Annotated in this window: 17 protein-coding genes; 6 read left to right on the top strand and 11 right to left on the bottom strand. The window is 57.5% G+C overall.

What is annotated here, in order from left to right:
• Positions 1-62 precede the first annotated feature (62 nt).
• From GM655_RS15050 to GM655_RS15040, 3 genes are all read left to right on the top strand, one after another.
• Positions 63-1,334, top strand: a complete 1,272-nt coding sequence (locus GM655_RS15050; protein ID WP_155435503.1) for a site-specific integrase — start codon at positions 63-65, stop codon at positions 1,332-1,334.
• A 45-nt stretch (positions 1,335-1,379) separates the two neighbouring features.
• The gene (locus GM655_RS23320) at positions 1,380-1,604 is read left to right on the top strand and encodes a helix-turn-helix transcriptional regulator (RefSeq protein ID WP_155435502.1); all 225 of its coding nucleotides are present in this window, start codon (positions 1,380-1,382) and stop codon (positions 1,602-1,604) included.
• A 418-nt stretch (positions 1,605-2,022) separates the two neighbouring features.
• On the top strand, positions 2,023-2,820 hold the full coding sequence (locus GM655_RS15040; RefSeq protein WP_155435501.1) for a hypothetical protein: 798 nt from the start codon (positions 2,023-2,025) through the stop codon (positions 2,818-2,820).
• Between the two features lie 105 nt (positions 2,821-2,925).
• On the opposite strand, the gene GM655_RS15035 is transcribed toward GM655_RS15040, so the two are convergent.
• The 11 genes from GM655_RS15035 to GM655_RS14985 all read right to left on the bottom strand — a co-directional run bounded on the left by GM655_RS15035 (position 2,926) and on the right by GM655_RS14985 (position 13,212).
• Positions 2,926-3,501, bottom strand: a complete 576-nt coding sequence (locus GM655_RS15035) for a recombinase family protein (protein ID WP_155435800.1) — start codon at positions 3,499-3,501, stop codon at positions 2,926-2,928.
• A 560-nt stretch (positions 3,502-4,061) separates the two neighbouring features.
• The gene (locus tag GM655_RS15025) at positions 4,062-4,685 is read right to left on the bottom strand and encodes a DUF4391 domain-containing protein (RefSeq protein ID WP_267874304.1); all 624 of its coding nucleotides are present in this window, start codon (positions 4,683-4,685) and stop codon (positions 4,062-4,064) included.
• Positions 4,686-4,690: 5 nt separating this feature from the next.
• On the bottom strand, positions 4,691-4,936 hold the full coding sequence (locus GM655_RS23000; protein WP_229632589.1) for a hypothetical protein: 246 nt from the start codon (positions 4,934-4,936) through the stop codon (positions 4,691-4,693).
• An 824-nt stretch (positions 4,937-5,760) separates the two neighbouring features.
• Positions 5,761-7,014, bottom strand: coding sequence for an MFS transporter (locus GM655_RS15020; protein WP_155435499.1), 1,254 nt, complete (start codon positions 7,012-7,014; stop codon positions 5,761-5,763).
• Positions 7,015-7,140: 126 nt separating this feature from the next.
• Positions 7,141-7,818, bottom strand: coding sequence for a type 1 glutamine amidotransferase domain-containing protein (locus GM655_RS15015; RefSeq protein WP_155435498.1), 678 nt, complete (start codon positions 7,816-7,818; stop codon positions 7,141-7,143).
• Positions 7,819-7,864: 46 nt separating this feature from the next.
• On the bottom strand, positions 7,865-9,022 hold the full coding sequence (locus GM655_RS15010; RefSeq protein WP_155435497.1) for an iron-containing alcohol dehydrogenase: 1,158 nt from the start codon (positions 9,020-9,022) through the stop codon (positions 7,865-7,867).
• A gap of 95 nt (positions 9,023-9,117) precedes the next feature.
• Complete coding sequence (locus tag GM655_RS15005; RefSeq protein WP_155435496.1) at positions 9,118-9,738, bottom strand: TetR/AcrR family transcriptional regulator; 621 nt, start codon at positions 9,736-9,738, stop codon at positions 9,118-9,120.
• A gap of 70 nt (positions 9,739-9,808) precedes the next feature.
• On the bottom strand, positions 9,809-10,168 hold the full coding sequence (locus GM655_RS15000; protein ID WP_155435495.1) for an EF-hand domain-containing protein: 360 nt from the start codon (positions 10,166-10,168) through the stop codon (positions 9,809-9,811).
• Between the two features lie 218 nt (positions 10,169-10,386).
• Positions 10,387-11,463, bottom strand: a complete 1,077-nt coding sequence (locus GM655_RS14995; RefSeq protein WP_155435494.1) for a BMP family ABC transporter substrate-binding protein — start codon at positions 11,461-11,463, stop codon at positions 10,387-10,389.
• Positions 11,464-11,519: 56 nt separating this feature from the next.
• Positions 11,520-12,374, bottom strand: a complete 855-nt coding sequence (locus tag GM655_RS14990; RefSeq protein WP_155435493.1) for an outer envelope protein — start codon at positions 12,372-12,374, stop codon at positions 11,520-11,522.
• Positions 12,375-12,504: 130 nt separating this feature from the next.
• Positions 12,505-13,212 carry a GntR family transcriptional regulator gene (locus GM655_RS14985; protein ID WP_155435492.1) on the bottom strand — a complete coding sequence of 236 codons (708 nt, stop codon included), beginning with the start codon at positions 13,210-13,212 and terminating at the stop codon, positions 12,505-12,507.
• A 273-nt stretch (positions 13,213-13,485) separates the two neighbouring features.
• Between GM655_RS14985 and GM655_RS14980 the strand changes: the two genes are divergently transcribed.
• From GM655_RS14980 to GM655_RS14970, 3 genes are read left to right on the top strand one after another with little or no spacing between them, the layout of a single operon-like run.
• Positions 13,486-15,033 carry an ABC transporter ATP-binding protein gene (locus GM655_RS14980; RefSeq protein ID WP_155435491.1) on the top strand — a complete coding sequence of 516 codons (1,548 nt, stop codon included), beginning with the start codon at positions 13,486-13,488 and terminating at the stop codon, positions 15,031-15,033.
• Positions 15,020-16,108: an ABC transporter permease gene (locus GM655_RS14975; RefSeq protein ID WP_155435490.1), complete on the top strand. Its 1,089-nt coding sequence runs from the start codon at positions 15,020-15,022 to the stop codon at positions 16,106-16,108. The genes GM655_RS14980 and GM655_RS14975 overlap by 14 nt, the downstream gene beginning before the upstream one ends.
• Entirely contained in the window at positions 16,108-17,031 is a 924-nt protein-coding gene (locus tag GM655_RS14970) for an ABC transporter permease (RefSeq protein WP_196308779.1), read from the top strand. Before GM655_RS14975 ends, GM655_RS14970 begins: the two co-directional genes overlap by 1 nt.
• Positions 17,032-17,131 lie beyond the last annotated feature (100 nt).

Raw genomic sequence — 17,131 nt, 5'->3', positions numbered from 1 at the left:
ATCTTGGTTCATGACATAGGACAAATCTGCCTATACGTCACTCCACCTTAAGGAGTTACGCTATGTCAAAACAAAAAAGCTGCACAATCGAAAAGAACATCTACCTCGAAGTTCGATGTGGAGCGTTTAGGTTCAAAGTCCAAGTCCGTCACCTAAAAGATAGCTACACATGTGATGTAAAGGCAGAGGGTCTTGCATGGGCTCGTCGGCGTCGAGTTGAGTTCCTCGAAGAAATTACCGGTCTCGCCAAACCTTCAGAGCCTTATAGTCCTGCCCACTATTTGAGCCAAGCTCGCCTACCAACGGGGCCGCAAAACCCTCTGGCATCTATCCATTTGTCTGACGTTTTTGACGAGTTTGAAAGCTCCGAGCTTTCAAAACTTGCTGGTAAAGCCTCTGAGAAATCGCGTCTTGCCTTACTGCGCAAGTGCTTTGGCCAGAATACGCTTGACCAGCTTAATGAGAAATTGATTGGCACCTGGAAACTTGACCGTTTGAGCGGGAAATATGGCTCGGGGCGCCCGCCCAATAGAGTCCTTGCCTTAGGCGTTGACGAGAATGGTAAGCCGCTTACAAAGCATCAACGTTATGCACGTCGGAAGAAGGGCAGAGAGTTTCCTAGCGAAGTTCATCCTGTTAGCTCGCAGTCTGTACGCCATGAGTTGAATTTACTAAGACGAGCGATTACAAAATATTTAAGAATCAGCCCTCGTTGGTCGTCGTTTGGTGCTCAATGGCAATCACACTATTTGATGCACATGGAGCTCCCTGAGGCCGCCAAACCTCGAAGCCGGCGCATTGCTAATGATGAGTTGAATGACATCCTCAGCAACATAAGCAATCCTGAAGCTAAGGCAGCTGTACTTCTTGCAGTTCTCACTTCGCTTCGTCGCTCTGAAGTAGTTTCATTGCGTTGGGAAGACGTTGATTTCAAAAGAAGCGTTGTACGTTTACAAGCCCCGGGATATGGGACGAAAACTAAAGTACATGCACGCGACGTACCTTTGCTACCAGGAGCAATTAGAATTTTGCAAGAATTGAAGCCTCAAAAATTCGGTTCCATTTTCACAATTTCACCCGGAAACTTTAGTAGCATCTGGAGACAGTCTGCTGATAAGGCCGATATTTTCGATGTGAGGCTTCACGACTGTCGACGTGAGGCGCTAAGTCGGCTGGTGCAGGATTGTGGCTTGAACTTGCCTGAGGCAGCATTGTTTTCGGGGCATCAGGACCTTCGTACTTTAGAGAAGCATTACATTCGGCTCGACGCAAGCACGACTGCCTCGCGACTTGCGGAGCTGCCGAACGCTATCAATCTTTTTCCTAGAATCTGATGTTCATCGTGAATTTCTTCCTATACTCAAATTTAGGGAGAAGCGATGTATTTGAAAAAGAAGGAAGTGGCTGCAATGTTGCGCGTCACAGTTCGAACGATTACCACTTACATGAAGCAAGGGGTAATACCGCATCCGAAGAGAGTTGGCCGAATTCTTCTGTGGGATGAAGCTGAGTTGCTGCGAAGCGTAGCTCACACTGCCACTCAAGTGGGTGATAGGTGCCCCGTTAAGCGAGGGCGTCCCCGGAAGACTCTGTTTGCGGCATGAGTTAGGGTTCTATGTTTGGGGGGGGGGCCAACTAGGACACAACCCTAGCTTTCCGATTTAGCTTGAGAACCCTCTTAGCGGTTTGGAGATGCCGACGGTAACACAATCTAGGCGCTTGCGTTTGCGTGCGCCTGCGAGAGTCAATGAGTTGGCTGTAAGTGAGCCAAAACGTCTCCACTGTACACCTCAAATTGTAATATTTGGTTATGGTAACTTTGCCGGCGTAATTCTCACTTGCGTTTTGCGAATTCTATTGTATATATTTGATTTTTAAAGGAAAATTTTCAAAAATCTCTTTCTGAGTCCGAGGTGAAGCTGTATTATTGGTTTCAATGTGATGCCAATGTTGGGGGAGCGACCTACATGGCAACTCGGTAAGTTCAGTCGAACTAAGGAAATTCTGAGAGAGGTGATTTCTATGTGGTCTTCAGCATCTTTGCACCAAAATGTAGCGGCGGCAGTGCCAACTTTCGTTGGCTTCCATCCTAAATTGTGTTTTATTCCCCAATGGCACACTTCGTCTGGATACGGCAGTATTCAAGTTAAAGAGGCAAATAAGCCGATGTCTGCGCACCGGTTGGTTGTCGCTCTGCTTGTCGGAGAAATTACCAGCGATGATTACGTGCTCCATCGTTGTGGCGTTGCGGCCTGTCGTAACCCGTATCACCTCTATGTCGCTGGACCCACGGAGAATTATCTTGATAGGCTACTTCATAATGATACTCGTGGACAGTTTGGGCCACATGGATTGAGTTTTCCTTCTGTGCATATGCCCGAGCCACTTGCTCTCAGTCAACAGCCATCTCGAATTGCTAAACCCTTTGCGGGCTTTTCGCCAGACAAGTGTTTCTTCGCAGATTGGCTGCCCTCGACGTTTGATGGTTACCGACAATTCTGCGCGTCGGAATATTCTGGAGAATTTGTAGGCGCGCATCGAAAAATCTATGAATTGTTCGTAGGACCGCATAACCGCTATGGCATAGTCAGCCACACGTGTGATAACGAGCATACCTGCTTGAATCCCTACCATCTGTGCCTAACCGGCGAAGAAGACCATCGGGATTTTGACGCTAAACATGATAAGCGCTGTAAAATTAGCGCAGCAGGTTTTGCGTTGATAGCCGACAAATCAAGGCCCATCAGCACCGTTGCTCGGGAGCTCAATATTCATCTGCAAACGGCCCGCGGACATCGAGCTAACGCGAGGCGTTCGTAGAGACGGTATTTTTCGATTGGTTTTACTTGTCGAACACCGGACAATCCCAGATGCAAACCATACTGCGCCTAGTCACTTTGTTAAGACGGCCGTCTGTACTAGGCGTTAATCACTAACCACCGCCTTGTAATTGTCGTTTTGCAGGTTGTAAAGTGTGGAGCGGGAAACGCCAAGATGTTCGGCGATTGCTGCAACCGACATTTCTCTGTTTTTGAGCATTGCCAGCGCTATACGTTGTTTACCGTCACTTAGAAGCTGCGGCCTTCCGCCTCTTCGGCCGCGAGCTCGAGCTGCTGCGAGTCCTGCCAGTGTCCGTTCTCGGACAAGCTCTCGTTCAAACTGGGCTAGTGCCGCAAACATATGAAAGACAAGCTTGCCGGTGGGACCGGAGGTATCGATTGATTCCGTCAGCGATTTGAACTTCACGCCGCGCATCTCAATGTCGGTGACGATTTGGACTAGGTCCTTGAGATTGCGCCCTAGGCGGTCTAGCCGCCATACTACGAGCGTATCTCCATCTCGCAGTGCCCTTAAGCAGTGTGCGAGTTCAGGCCTATCGGCCGACTTTCCGCTTGCCTTCTCCTCATATACACACTCAACCGCGGCTTTGGCGAGCGCGTCCCTTTGCAAGTCAAGTGTCTGTTCGACAGTGCTGACGCGAGCATATCCAATTACTGCCATTTCATAAATCATGTTTAGCCAGTCAGTATGGAACCGACCGCTAGCCTCAGTGTTTGCGATAATCCGCGCGCCGACTTCGGTTTGCCCAGTAATTTCCAAATAATTTGCAATACTGTCGTGGAAGTTATCGGGATAGACGAAGTCTTTCCCAGTGTTATAAGGGGGGTCGATGTAAATAAGTTTAACTTTATTGGCGTAGCTCTTTTGCAAGAGTTTGAGCACTTCCAAATTGTCGCCCTCAATCATGATGTTTTGCGTAGTGTCCCAATTGACACTGTCTTCGGGACACGGGCGTAATGTACCTGTACTCTGCGTCAATGCAATCTGCTTAGCTTGACGTTTTCCATGCCAATTTAGTCCGAATTTCTCGTTAGTCTCCTCGATAGCATCCCCGAGCAATTGCCGCAGCGTCTCGAACTGTACCTTGCCTTCAGCAAAGGCTTCAGGGAACAGCGCCTTAAGTTGGGAGAGGTTGTCAGCAACGATGTCGGCAGACTTGGCTTCAGTGTCGTTCGCTTCGATTTTTTTCATGTCGTGTTCTTCAAATAAATGGGTTCTGATTATGGGGCAAACAGTACGGATTGATTAGCGACAAGTTGGGATTCCAACCGCTTGATAGATAGATTTAATACGACGAGGCGGTTCATCTGCTTTTCTTTGATGGCTTGACTGCGTAAGTTAGATAACTCGCTCAGCAGGAGCGCGCGGTTTTGCATGAATGTTCGCATCTCCTTTGTCTGTTCAGGCGAAGCGGGCAGTACAAATCGCCCAACTATCCCAGCAATCGCTAAGCCAATGATGCAGTCCGCCCAACCTTGATACAGGGCATACAGGTCTTTATTGGGCTGGTTCGATAAGCTCATCGCAGCCATAAAGCATTGCGCGCTTGCGGAAGGTAGAGCATCTAGCTCAATGGCGGAGGTAGTTAGTATCTCATCTAACACAAACTTGCCTGCTTCGCCCTGATTGAAGCGCTTATGGGCGACAGAAACGCTCAAGGACGCCTTTCCCTCATCATGAAACGACGCAACCAGTAGCAACGGGTATGGAATCGCTCTGTGGATGAGTTCAAGCAGTCGGGGCACTTTGGCGTTAGGTCGGAACTGTACCGTGAGTACGGCCACTTCCAGATACTCGCGCTCGCTGTCCCGGAACGACGGAACGCCTATGTTGGTGGGCTTCAGGGCGGCTACGTCGCTGTGTCGGCGAAGGCGGTGAAGATGATGACTTTCTTGTTGCCCGTATTGATAGGCTGAGTGGCCTTGTCGCCAATCAGCTTGCGTAGTGCCGCGAGCTTGGCATCGCGGTCCGCCGATATTTGTTCTGCGGCTGAGAGTAACGTGGCAAGGCGGTTGCGGTCTTCTTGCAGGTCCTGACGCCAGCGCACCCTATCTACATCCTTCAACAGCACCTTGACCTTGCGGCCTACCAGCAAGGACTCGTACCCATATAGATAAACCGCCATTCCATCAGTATGGGATTGAAGTGTTTGATAGGAGGCGGGGGGAGCTGCCCAAGTGTCTAAGCATAATGGGTTCAGGGAAGGGCGTTGGCTAGTGACGGGCATTGTGGGCCATGTAACTCACTGCATTGCAGGCCGCTCAGAAAGGAAGCTTTTTGGAACGACGTCGACCAAACACTCCACAGTTGCATATGTCGTCCGGAGATGTCGGGTAGTTGCCCTATTTTGTCGTGCAAGACGTCATGGATAGCTAAACGAAGTCATTTGCTAACGATGTTTTTCGGAGAAAGGAGCGCATGCGAATGAAGGTTCAACGTGGGCTAGTTGGTCAAATTCTTGGGAAAGTTTTTGGGAAAGAAAATCGCCGATTTTCTTCCCATTGCTTCCTCAACTTGCTCACTTCGCAGCTTTGGAATATGATGAAAACTCAAGGAGTTACGGTGAACTAAGCCACTTTTTCTCAATAGACGCTAGGCCTCCGAAGCCAAGGGTCGTGGGTTCGATCCCCGCCAGCCGCACCAGAAAATCCCCATCATTTCAAATACTTAGCGCATGGCTAGCGAGTGTTCGTACGGCTATTCGACGGCGCTGATGCCAGCCGGCAGTGAGCTTGCTGATGACGGATTCCGTTGCCGCTAGCTGGCAATTCGATGCTGCTTCGCAGCATTCGATACCTCACAAATGAATTATTTTCCGTCCAGCCAGATTCCATCCCCGCCGTCAATTTGCGCCGCCAATATTTTGACTTGCGTCAAAAATCGCAGGGTGGGTCAGACCTGCTATCCGGGCAGCCGGCCTCAGACTTTGTTCTCGCGGTTCAGGTAGAGCAGGCCCAGCGTCACGCAGACGAATACCACGGTAGCGCCCAGCATGGACCAGTGGATGCCGACCTTGCTGCCGATCAGGCCGACGAAAATCCCGCTGAACAGGCGCAGGCCGGAGGAGGACATGCCGAACAGACCGAGTACCTTGCCGCGTATCGCGTCCGGCGCTTTCATCTGCACGATGGTCTGGTTCATGCTGCTGAAGGACAGTTCGCAGAAGCCTGCCGCAAACAGGCAGACCAGTGCCACCACATAGTTGTGCGTCATGGCGAAGCTGCCCAGCGACACGGCCCATGCGATGGCAAAGCCCATGGCCGCTGTCGGTGTGACCCGCGTGAAGCGGAAGCCGGCTTCCAGCGTAATGCCGGCGAACAGGGCGCCAGCCGCATCGGCGGCCAGCAGCATGGAATAGGCCACGCCCGGCGAGATGCCGCCCAGCGCGCTGGCAAAGCCCGGCATCTGGGCCTGATAGCTGTTGCCGACAAAGAAGGAGGCTGCACCGGACAGCAGAATCATCACGCCCAGCGTGGGGACTTTTTTCACGGCGACGATGGTCTGCCAGATATCGGCCAGACCGTTCACGCGGCGTGCGGCCGATTGTTCGAGGCGTTTGCCCCGATGCGGTGCCGGTGCCCGTATCAGCCAGATCAGCAGCGGCAGATATAGCGCGGCATTTAGCAGTATGCCTTTGGAGGGCCCCAGCGTCGACATGATCAGGCTGCCTACGCCCGGTCCTACCAGCACGCCGAAATAGCGCGCCGTCGAATTCAGGCGCACGGCGCTGGCCAGCTTGTCGACACCGACGATGTCGTACAGCAGCACCTGGCTCGAGGTCATCCAGAACACACCGGCCAGCCCGTGCAGCGCCAGCAGGATCATGGCTGCCGGTATGGTCAGGCTATCGGTGATGAAGAAATAGCCCCAGCCCAGCGAAACCAGCGCAAACAGCGCGCCGCCTATCTGTATCAGGCGGCGCGAATCGTAGCGGTCATTCAGCGCACCTACGCCCACCGAGAACAGCAGATAGGGCAGCCAGTGCGAGATCACGGCAAAGCCGCCCAGTGTGGGCGACTGGAATTTTTCGAAGGCCACCCAGTAGCTGATAACGTGCTCGACGTTATCGGCCATCATGGTCAATACGAAGGTGGCGACAAAGATGGGAAAACTGGGGATTTTTAAAGCTTCAAAGGCCTGATGTTTGGCCGCGGGCGTGCTGTTCTGGGACATAGGAATCGGGGCTATGAGTGCGGCGATCGGCAGTGTGCTGCTGATCGCCGCTGCCGGTCTGCGCTACGCAGACCGTGGAACCGGATTATGACCCTAAATCAGAATGGCTGCTGAAGCCGGTCCCGTTTAGGCCAGCAGCTTGAGCAGCGCGGCCGCAGCATCTTCCGACGATGCCGGATTCTGCCCCGTGACCAGCAGGCCGTCCGTGACGACATAGGATTGCCAGTCGCCGATTTTCGAGTAGTCGGCACCATGCTGCTTGAGCATGTCTTCGACCAGGAAGGGCACCACATCGGTCAGGCCCACGGCGTCTTCTTCCGTGTTGGTGAAGCCCGTGACTTTCTTGCCGCGCACCAGCGGCGTGCCATCGGCCGCCTTAACATGGCGCAGCACGCCCGGTGCATGGCACACGGCGCCTACCGGTTTGCCGGCGGCCAGCATGGCTTCGATCAGCTTGATGGACGCGCGGTCTTCGGCCAGATCCCACAGCGGGCCGTGGCCGCCCGGATAGAACACGGCGTCGAAATCGGCCACCTGCATGTCGGCCAGCTTGGCAGTGCTGGCCAGCAGCGCCTGTGCCTGCGCGTCTTCCTTGAAGCGGCGCGTGGCTTCCGTCTGCGATTCTGGTGCATCGCTCTTCGGGTCCAGCGGTGGCTGGCCGCCCAGCGGCGAGGCCAGCGTGATGTGGGCGCCGGCCGCTTTCAGCGCGTAGTAGGGGGCGGCGAATTCTTCCAGCCAGAAGCCGGTTTTCTTGCCCGTGTTGCCCAGCTGGTCGTGCGAGGTGAGTACCATCAGAATGTTCATGTCGTTTCCTTTACAAGTAGTGCGGGTTGATAGGGCGGCCTGCCAATTACAGGGCCGCCTCCAGAATGCGGCGGCTACGCGCGAGGTCGATGTCGCGGTGTTCGCCCAGTGCGGTCATGCCGTGTGCCTGTAGCTGGCGCAGCACGGCTTCCACGGCGTCCTGTCCCAGGCCATAGGCCGATAGACGGGTAGGGATGCCTAGTCCTTCAAAGAAGTTGCGGGTGCTGGCGATGGCGGCCGTGATGCGCTCGTCTTCGCTGCCGCTGCGGATATCCCATACCCGTGCGGCGTATTGCAGCAGCTTGGCGCGCTTGCTGTCGCGCTGTACGTCGAGCAGGGCGGGCAGCACCAGCGCCAGAGTGCGCGCGTGGTCGATGTCGTACAGCGCCGTCAGCTCGTGGCCTATCATGTGGGTGGCCCAGTCCTGCGGCACGCCGGCGCCGATCAGGCCGTTGAGGGCCAGCGTGGCGGTCCACATCAGATTGGCGCGGGTGGCGTAATCGTCCGGCGTGGCGACGGCCTGGGGGGCGATCTCGATCAGGGTCTGCAACAGACCTTCGGCAAAGCGGTCCTGTACATGGGCCTGTACGGGATAGGTCAGGTATTGCTCGATGGTGTGCACATAGGCGTCCACCAGTCCGTTGGCGATCTGCTTGGCGGGCAGGGTGAAAGTCTTGCTCGGGTCGAGCACGGAAAAGCGCGGATACAGCAGCGCATTGCGGAACGGCAGCTTGGCCTGCGTGGCTTTGCGCGTGACCACGGCGCCGCTATTCATTTCCGAGCCGGTGGCGGGCAGCGTGAGTACCGTACCGATCGGCAGGGCTTGCTTGATATTGGCGCCGCCCTGTTCGGCAATCTCCCAGGGCTCGCCGTCGTACAGCGCGGCGGCGGCGACGAATTTCGTGCCGTCGATGACGGAACCGCCGCCCACGGCCAGCAGAAAGTCGAGCTGTTCCGCCCGCACCAGCTGGACCGCACGCATCAGCGTTTCGTAGCTCGGGTTGGGTTCTATGCCGCCGAATTCCTGCACGCTGCGCTGACCCAGCGCCTGCCGTACTTCGGCCAGTGTGCCGGTTTTTTCGGCACTGGCGCCGCCGTACAGAATCAGTACGCGGGCCTGGGCCGGGATCAACTGGTCGAGCCGGCCTACGGTCTCGGCGCCGAACACGATGCGGGTGGGGTTGTGGAATTCGAAGTTTTTCATGTGAGCTTCCTCATGTATTAGACCAGTCGTCTAGTGTGCGATTCAAAAAAACGCGAGTACTTGCACACTCGCGTTGCGTGATGCTGTTGCCCGTTTCAGTTTGCTGCCGGCACTGGCGGCGGCGCTGGCGGTAACTGCAATAATTCCATGGTGCTGAGCCAGGCCGACTGCAGGGCGCTGGGTTCGCGCCGCAGCTTGGTCAGCATGGCGGCGCCCAGCCACATCTGGTACAGCGTTTGCGCCATGCGGGCCGGATCGGCCACATGGGCCAGCGAACCATCGGCCATGCCTTGCTCGATGGTACGGGTCAGGCGTTCGATGATGCGGCTGGTGCCGTCGCGCAAGGCCGTGCGCATGGGCTCGGACATATCGGCCACTTCGCTGCTGAGTTTCACCACCAGACAGCGGCAACCGTCGCTGTGTTCGCTGCTGTCGCTGAACCAGCTCGCCCAGTAATCCATCAGTCCCTGTGCCGCCGTTTTACTGCTCTGGCCCAGCAGGCTATCCATTTCGATGCGGTACTGCTGCACGTAATCGGCCAGCATGGCTTCACCGAACAGCTCCTTGGATTTGAAGTAGTGGTAGAACGAACCCTTGGGCACGTCGGCGGCCGTCAAGATTTCGTTCAGGCCTACGCCCGCGAACCCTTTGCGCGTGATGATGGCTTTGCCCTGATCGAGGATATGCTGGCGGACGTCGGTGTATTCGGCTTTCATGGACTGAACTATAGCACAATTAGACCAGTCGTCTAGAAATTTTTGATGCGCTTGCGCGCACGAGGTCCGGCTAGCGCGAACGCGCCTCTTCGCGCCGCTGTATGACGTAGGCTTTCAGGTCGTCGAAACTGATATCGCCGCGCTGGCGCGTGTCGATGTGTTCGAAATTATGCTGGACGAAGCGCAGGCCGGCTCGGCTGGCCTCTTCTCGGCTCAGGCTGCCGCTGCCGTCAGTATCGGCTTCATCGAAGCGTTTTTTCAGACGCTGCATAGCACGGTACTGCAGCAGTGCCTTATCGGGCGAGCCTTTGTAGGGCAGCACGTCCGTCAGGCTGACAGGATTGGTGGCCGGCGCAATGGGCTGGGCCAGTGCCAGGGTGGCGCTGCAGGCCAGCACGGTGGCGGCTGCGGCGTGGAAAAGCGGTTGCATGGTATCCCCTTTGAACGCCGCTTTTTAGAGCCCGGCGCGTGGCTGATAGCACTACTGTGCAACGTTCAGAGGAATTAAGCAACGAAAGACGGTGCTGCAATGCGGCAGTGTTGCTCTGCCGCATCGAAATGCTGAAACCGTGTCATTTCGGCAGAATTGCTGTATTTGCAGGGTTGCCGGACCAATTTAGCCATTTATCGGGCAACCCTGCAGGGCGATTACTTCGGTATCGAGCCTTCCACGCCTTGCACGTAGAAGTTCATCGTCAGCAGGTCTTTCAGCGGCACCACCACACCGGCAGCGTAGCGCACGGTGCCCGATTGATCCTTGATCGGACCCGTGAACGGGCTCAGGGTACCGGCTGTCAGCGCCGCTTTCTTCTCTTCGAAGATCTTGGCCGCGTCGGCTGGTACGACGGCGTTCAGGCCCGACATCTTGACCATGCCTTCCTTCATGCCGCCGTGCACTTCGCTGGTTTTCCAGGTACCGGCCAGCACAGCCTTGGCCGCTTCGGTGTAGTACGGACCCCAGTTATTGGTGGCTGCCGTCAGGTGGGCTTTAGGCGCGAACTTGGACATGTCCGAGTCCCAGCCGAAGGCGTACACGCCTTTTTCCTGTGCGACCTGCAGCGTGGCCGGCGAGTCGGTGTTCTGCGCCATCATGTCGGCGCCCTGTGCCACCAGCGTTTCGGCAGCCTGGCGTTCTTTGGCCGGGTCGTACCACGAATTGACCCAGATCACCTTGGTTTTGATGGCCGGATTGACGCTTTGCGCGCCCAGCGTGAAGGCGTTGATGTTGCGGATTACTTCAGGCACAGGGAAGGACGCGATGAAGCCCAGCGTCTTGGTCTTGCTCATTTTGCCGGCGATGACGCCGTTCAGATAAGCACCTTCATACAACCGGGTTTCATAGGTGCCCATGTTTTTGCCCGACTTGAAGCCGGTAGCATGCAGGAACACCACGCCCGGTGCCGACTTGGCCACTTTCTCGGTCGGGTTCATATAGCCGAACGAGGTGGTGAAAATCAGCTTGTTGCCTTCGGCAACCAGCTTGCGGATCACGCGTTCCGCGTCCGCGCCTTCCGGCACGCTTTCGACGAAGGTGGTTTTGACTTTGGCGCCCAGTTCCTTTTCCATGGCCAGACGGCCCTGGTCGTGGGCATAGGTCCAGCCAGCGTCGCCCACCGGGCCGACGTAGACGAAGCCGATTTTCAGCGGTTCGGCGGCGAAGGCGGAGGCGGACAGGCCGATGGCGGCAGCGCAGGCGGTCAGGGCGAGCAGAGTGCGACGTTTCATTATTCGGTTTCCTTTAAAGTTAAGCAGTGTATCGGGCCAGATAATTCAGGTTGCCATTAGAAATGGTACTCGGCACGCACCATAGGCGTTTTGGCGGTTGCACCGGGGTTGTTGGTGTCCGGATTGCCAAACTTGTTTTTCCAGTACTGGTACTCGACGCCGACCTTGAAGGTGTTCTTCGGTGCGCTGACGGCTGCGCTCATGTCGTACATGATCTGCATGTCGATATTGGTTTCGCGCGCCGTGTCGCCACCGAATTCGTTCTTGCCCTTGGTGCCGATGTAGTTGGCGAAGCCTTCGAACGACAGCGGTACGCCGGCCACTTCGAACGGAATGCCCCATGCTGCGGTCAGCATGGCGTGGGTCTTGTAGGTGTAGCGTGGGGTCTGCACGTGGCTGAAGGTGTTGTACGGTGCATTGCTTTCACGCAGAGCCAGCAGGCTGACATCGAGGAAGCCCGGCACGTCCAGCATCAGGGTAGGGCCGGCCACCAGCATGCGCTTTTTCGAGTTGTAGCCTGCGTCAGTTTTGGTGTTGTAGTCGAAGCCGGCGGTGGCACCTACGCCGCGTACAGGACCGAAGGCCAGATTGCTGCCGCTGATCTTGCCTAGATCAAGTGTGTGGCGGTACACGGCATAGGCTTCGTGCGCGCCATCCTTGGCACCGGCCGACGATGGATCGGTTTCCGACGACAGCAGGAAGTCGATGCTGAAGAAGTTCTTGCCGTATTTGTAACCGGAGACACTGGTCAGATTGAAGATGTTTTTGCTAATGTCCTGATTGTTGAAGGGCTCGGCGTACTTGGTGCCGTAACGGTAGCTGAGGGAAGTATCACTCCAATCGGCTGCCTGGGCGGCGAAGCTGCTGCAAATGAGTAGGGCAAGGGCGGTACGGCGAGCGAGTTGCGACATCGTGTGACTCCATTCTAAGGATAGTAAAGTTAAAACAATTTATACGGTATGGCTGATTACTCATGCCAGGTTCTAAAGCAATTAGTGCGCCATGCATTCATGTGTGTTGCAGCTTGCATGGCAGTGTGATCTAGCAGCCGGCCAGCGCATCGGCCAGCCGGATTTTTTTCTCCTGTGCGCCCAGGCGCAGGCGCGCTTCGATTTCCAGCAGATGGTGTTCGATCAAGTCGGTAGCCTGCTGGACCTTGCCCTGTTCGATCAGGCTGGCCAGATCCTGGTGTTCGTCGTTCTCGCACATGCTGGCGCCCGGTGGTTCGTACAGCGCGATAATCAGCGAGCAGCGCGACACCAGCTCCGCCATATAGCGCTGCAGTACCTGATTGCCGGCCAGTTGGGCCAGCAGCAGATGGAATTCGCCGCCTAGCCTTATCCACGCGGCGCGGTCGCCGCTGCGGCGCGCCTGATCTTCCGCTTCGAGCGCGCTGCGGATCTGGCGGATCGAGCTAGCTGTGGCATTCCGTATCACTAGGGGTATGATCTCGCGTTCGATGGCGCGGCGTGCGGCGAAAATGTCGCGCGCCTGCTCCGGCGTGGGCGATGCGACCACGGCGCCGCGGTTGGGCCGCAGTTCGATGATGTGTTCGTGCGCGAGCCGCAGCAGCGCCTTGCGCACCGTGGTGCGGCTGACCTGATACAGTTCGCAGAAGTCGGCTTCCCCCAGATGGGTGCCGGGCGGCAGACGGTGGCTCATGACGGCGTTGATCACGGCACGATAGATGCGCATGTCGACCGCCGTGGTGCCGCGTTTTGCGCGGTCTGCAGAACCAGTGGATGGCATTGTGAAATTCTCCGTGAGAGTGTGCTCACGCTGGATAAAGCAGGAACCATGCTAGGCAGATTGTGTACACGCTGTCGTGTTAGGGTAGCCGCTATTGTGTACGAAACGACTTTGTTTTGTCCTCATTTCGGGCGTGCCGCACGTTGTTGGTGAGCCCAAGTGTCAGATTTGGTGCACACTGGCGTCGATTTAAGGGGGCAGCACTGTGCCGGCTGTGGCACATTACTTGCCTCTGAAAGGATATCCATTTTGTATACGAAAGAGGAAGCGCCGATGAGCGAGCCGCGCCTGCAATTGCTAGGCATTTCCAAGATTTACCCGTCGGTGGTGGCCAATGCCGGCGTCAACCTGAGCGTGATGCCGGGCGAGATACATGCCGTGCTGGGCGAAAACGGCGCCGGCAAGAGCACCTTGATGAAGATCATTTACGGTGTGACGCAGCCCGACGAAGGCCAGATCATGTGGGAAGGCCGGCAGGTGGACATCAGTTCGCCGCAAGCTGCGCGCAAGCTGGGCATAGGCATGGTGTTCCAGCACTTTGCCTTATTTGAAACGTTGACTGTGGCGGAGAATATCGCGCTGGCGCTGGACGACCATGTCACGCCGGCCGAACTGGCGCCGCGCATACGCGCCGTGGCCGAACAGTATGGCCTGCCGCTCGATCCCGCGCGGCTGGTGCACAGCATGTCGGTGGGTGAGCGCCAGCGCGTGGAAATCGTGCGCTGCCTGCTGCAGTCGCCGCGTTTGCTGATCATGGATGAACCGACTTCCGTGCTTACGCCCGATGCGGTACTGAGCCTGTTCGATTCGCTGCGCCAGCTTGCCGCGCAAGGTGTGAGCATTTTGTACATCAGCCACAAGCTCGATGAAATCCAGTCGCTGTGCGACAAGGCCACCGTGCTGCGCGCGGGGCGCGTGTCCGGCACGGCCAATCCGAAACAGGAAAGCGCCAAATCGCTGGCGGAACTGATGATAGGCCGCGAGCTGCCCGTGTGCGTGCATGCGCCGCGCGAGCCGGGCGCAGAGCTGCTGACGCTCGAGTATCTGAACGTGCGCAGCGCCGATCCGTTCGGCACGCATCTGAAAGACATCAGCCTGAAGCTGCGCAGCGGCGAGATCGTCGGCATTGCAGGCATTTCCGGCAATGGCCAGCAGGAGCTGCTCAAGGTGATCTCGGGCGAGCGTTTGCTGGCCTATGACGAAGGCACCATCCGCTTCAGTGGCGAAGATGTGGGCGCGCTCGATGCAGCCCAGCGCCGCCAGCTAGGACTGGGCTTCGTGCCGGAAGAGCGGCTCGGGCGCGGTGCCGCGCCCGATATGTCGCTGGCCGATAATGCCTTGCTGACCGGCTATCTGCCGGCCGCGCAGACGGGCATGGTGCGCCGTGGCGTGATCCAGCGCGGCGTGGTGCGCGACTTTGCGCGCAAGGTCATCGAGCGCTTCAAGGTCAAATGCGGCGACGAGCTGTCGGCCGCCACCAGTCTGTCGGGCGGCAATCTGCAGAAATTCATCGTCGGCCGCGAGATCGCGCTGGCGCCGAAAATGATGGTGTTTGCCCAGCCCACGTGGGGCGTGGATATCGGAGCGGCCATGCTGATCCGTCAGGCCATCATCGATATGCGCGATCAGGGCGTGGCCGTGCTGGTGCTGTCGGAAGAGCTGGACGAACTGTTCATGCTGAGCGACCGCATCGCCGTGCTGGCCGATGGCCGTTTATCGGAAGCCGTGCCCGCGGCGTCCACCAGTATCAACCAGATCGGCGTGTGGATGAGCGGCGATTTCAGTTCCCAGCAAGGAGTAGCCCACCATGTCCAGGCTTGAACGCCGCCCCGAACCTTCACGCCGCATGATGCTGGCGTCACCGCTGCTGGCCGCTGTGGCCATGCTGCTGAGCGGCTCCGTGCTGTTCTTCCTGATGGGGCAGGAACCGCTGTATGCCTTCTATGTGTATTTCATTAAACCGTGGACCACGCTGTATGGCGTGGGCGAGCTGCTGCTCAAGGCCACCCCGCTGATCCTGTGCGGCGTGGGGCTGGCGCTGGGTTTCCGTGCCAATGTCAACAACATCGGCGCCGATGGCCAACTGACCGTAGGCGCGATTGCTGCGGGCGCCGTGGCGCTGTATTTCGATGAGGTGCAAGCGTGGTGGGTGCTGCCGCTAATGCTGCTGGCCGGTGCGCTGGGCGGCATGCTGTGGGCCGCCATTCCCGCGCTGCTGCGCACGCGCTTCAACACCAACGAGATTCTGGTCAGCCTGATGCTGGTGTATGTGTCCTACCACCTGCTCAGCTATCTGGTGCATGGTCCCATGCGTGATCCGGCCGGCTTCAATTTCCCGCAGTCGAAAATGTTCAGCGATTCGGCCACCTTGCCGCTGCTGGTGGAAGGCTTGCGCGTGAATGGCGCTTTCATCCTGTCGCTGCTGGCCGCGCTGGGCGCGTGGTTCTTCTGCAAACATAGCTTTGCCGGCTACCGCATGCAGGTCAGCGGCATGGCGCCGGCTGCCGCGCTGTATGCGGGCTTCAGCGAGCCGCGCAATGTCTGGCTGGCCTTCATGGTCAGCGGCGCGCTGTCCGGCATTGCCGGGGTGGGCGAAGTGGCCGGCCCGCTCGGGCAGATGCAGCCTTCCGTTTCGGCCGGCTACGGCTTTGCTGCCATCATCGTGGCCTATGTCGGGCGTTTGCATCCGCTCGGCGTGGTGCTGTCGGCCCTGCTGATGTCGCTGCTTTACATCGGCGGTGAAACAGCGCAGATCGAGCTGCAAGTGCCATCTGCGATTACCGGCATGTTCCAGGGCCTGCTGCTGTTCTATCTGCTGGCCGCCGACCTGTTTATCCATTACCGCTTCAAGCCGCGCATGCGCCGCCTGCCTGTTACCTCCGGAGAGCAAGCCTGATGACTACCGAATTATTAATCGCTTTCCTCGCCAGTACGGCCGGTGCGGCCACGCCGCTGGTGGTGGCCTCGATGGGCGAGCTGGTGACCGAGCGCTCCGGCGTGCTGAATCTGGGCATGGAAGGCATGATGCTGGTGGGTGCCGTGGTGGGCTTCGGCGTCACCCTGAGTACGGGCCAGATGAGCCTGGGCTTGCTGGCGGCCATGCTGGCCGGCATGGCGATGGCGCTGATCTTCGGTTTTCTGGTGCTGACACTGCAGACCAATCAGGTGGCCACGGGGCTGGCCCTGACCTTGTTTGGCATCGGCCTGTCGGCTTATTTGGGACGCGGCTTGGCGGGACAGACGGTGACGCCGATGCCGCATCTGGAATTTCCCGTGCTGTCGCAACTGCCCTTCGTCGGGCCGTTGCTGTTCCGTTTCGACGCCATGGTGTATGCCTCGCTGGTGCTGGTGCTGTTGGTGGCGTATGTGCTGGCGCGCACCCGGCTGGGTCTGCTGATCCGCGCGGTCGGCGAATCACCTCAGGCCGCCCATGCCATCGGCTACCCCGTGATCGGTCTGCGCTACGGCACGGTGCTGTTCGGCGGCGCGCTGGCCGGCCTCGGCGGCGCCTATCTATCGCTGGCACTGACGCCCATGTGGGTGGAAGGCATGACGGCAGGCCGCGGCTGGATTGCACTGGCACAGGTGGTATTTGCTACCTGGAAACCGCGTGGCGTGGTGGTCGGTGCTTATCTGTTCGGCGGCGTGACGGTGCTGCAATTCCACGGCCAGGGCATGGGGCTGGCGATTCCGGCCGAGTTCCTGTCCATGCTGCCTTATCTGGCTACCATCGTGGTGCTGATGATTATCTGCCGCAATCCGCAGACGATTTTGCTCAACAAGCCGGTTTCTTTGGGGCAAAACTTCAAACCGGACTGAGTTTGTTGCTGCGTAAGCACAGAAACATTGTTGTTTAGAATAATAACGATCGGTATATTTTTTTACTTAACTCGAACTGAGACAATTGGTGATTATTCTG

The sequence above is a fragment of the Pseudoduganella danionis genome (assembly GCF_009720775.1).
Classification (GTDB): Bacteria; Pseudomonadota; Gammaproteobacteria; order Burkholderiales; family Burkholderiaceae_D; genus Rugamonas; species Rugamonas danionis.
The sequence above is the reverse complement of the archived record's forward strand: the minus strand, read 5'-3'. Positions and strand labels throughout refer to the sequence as shown.

What these genes read in the sequence shown, in the direction of transcription:
- GM655_RS15050 (WP_155435503.1), top strand. Translation starts at nt 63, where the DNA reads ATGTCAAAACAAAAAAGCTGCACAATCGAAAAGAACATCTACCTCGAA.
- GM655_RS23320 (WP_155435502.1), top strand. Translation starts at nt 1,380, where the DNA reads ATGTATTTGAAAAAGAAGGAAGTGGCTGCAATGTTGCGCGTCACAGTT.
- GM655_RS15040 (WP_155435501.1), top strand. Translation starts at nt 2,023, where the DNA reads ATGTGGTCTTCAGCATCTTTGCACCAAAATGTAGCGGCGGCAGTGCCA.
- GM655_RS15035 (WP_155435800.1), bottom strand. Translation starts at nt 3,501, where the DNA reads ATGGCAGTAATTGGATATGCTCGCGTCAGCACTGTCGAACAGACACTT.
- GM655_RS15020 (WP_155435499.1), bottom strand. Translation starts at nt 7,014, where the DNA reads ATGTCCCAGAACAGCACGCCCGCGGCCAAACATCAGGCCTTTGAAGCT.
- GM655_RS15015 (WP_155435498.1), bottom strand. Translation starts at nt 7,818, where the DNA reads ATGAACATTCTGATGGTACTCACCTCGCACGACCAGCTGGGCAACACG.
- GM655_RS15010 (WP_155435497.1), bottom strand. Translation starts at nt 9,022, where the DNA reads ATGAAAAACTTCGAATTCCACAACCCCACCCGCATCGTGTTCGGCGCC.
- GM655_RS15005 (WP_155435496.1), bottom strand. Translation starts at nt 9,738, where the DNA reads ATGAAAGCCGAATACACCGACGTCCGCCAGCATATCCTCGATCAGGGC.
- GM655_RS15000 (WP_155435495.1), bottom strand. Translation starts at nt 10,168, where the DNA reads ATGCAACCGCTTTTCCACGCCGCAGCCGCCACCGTGCTGGCCTGCAGC.
- GM655_RS14995 (WP_155435494.1), bottom strand. Translation starts at nt 11,463, where the DNA reads ATGAAACGTCGCACTCTGCTCGCCCTGACCGCCTGCGCTGCCGCCATC.
- GM655_RS14990 (WP_155435493.1), bottom strand. Translation starts at nt 12,374, where the DNA reads ATGTCGCAACTCGCTCGCCGTACCGCCCTTGCCCTACTCATTTGCAGC.
- GM655_RS14985 (WP_155435492.1), bottom strand. Translation starts at nt 13,212, where the DNA reads ATGCCATCCACTGGTTCTGCAGACCGCGCAAAACGCGGCACCACGGCG.
- GM655_RS14980 (WP_155435491.1), top strand. Translation starts at nt 13,486, where the DNA reads ATGAGCGAGCCGCGCCTGCAATTGCTAGGCATTTCCAAGATTTACCCG.
- GM655_RS14975 (WP_155435490.1), top strand. Translation starts at nt 15,020, where the DNA reads ATGTCCAGGCTTGAACGCCGCCCCGAACCTTCACGCCGCATGATGCTG.
- GM655_RS14970 (WP_196308779.1), top strand. Translation starts at nt 16,108, where the DNA reads ATGACTACCGAATTATTAATCGCTTTCCTCGCCAGTACGGCCGGTGCG.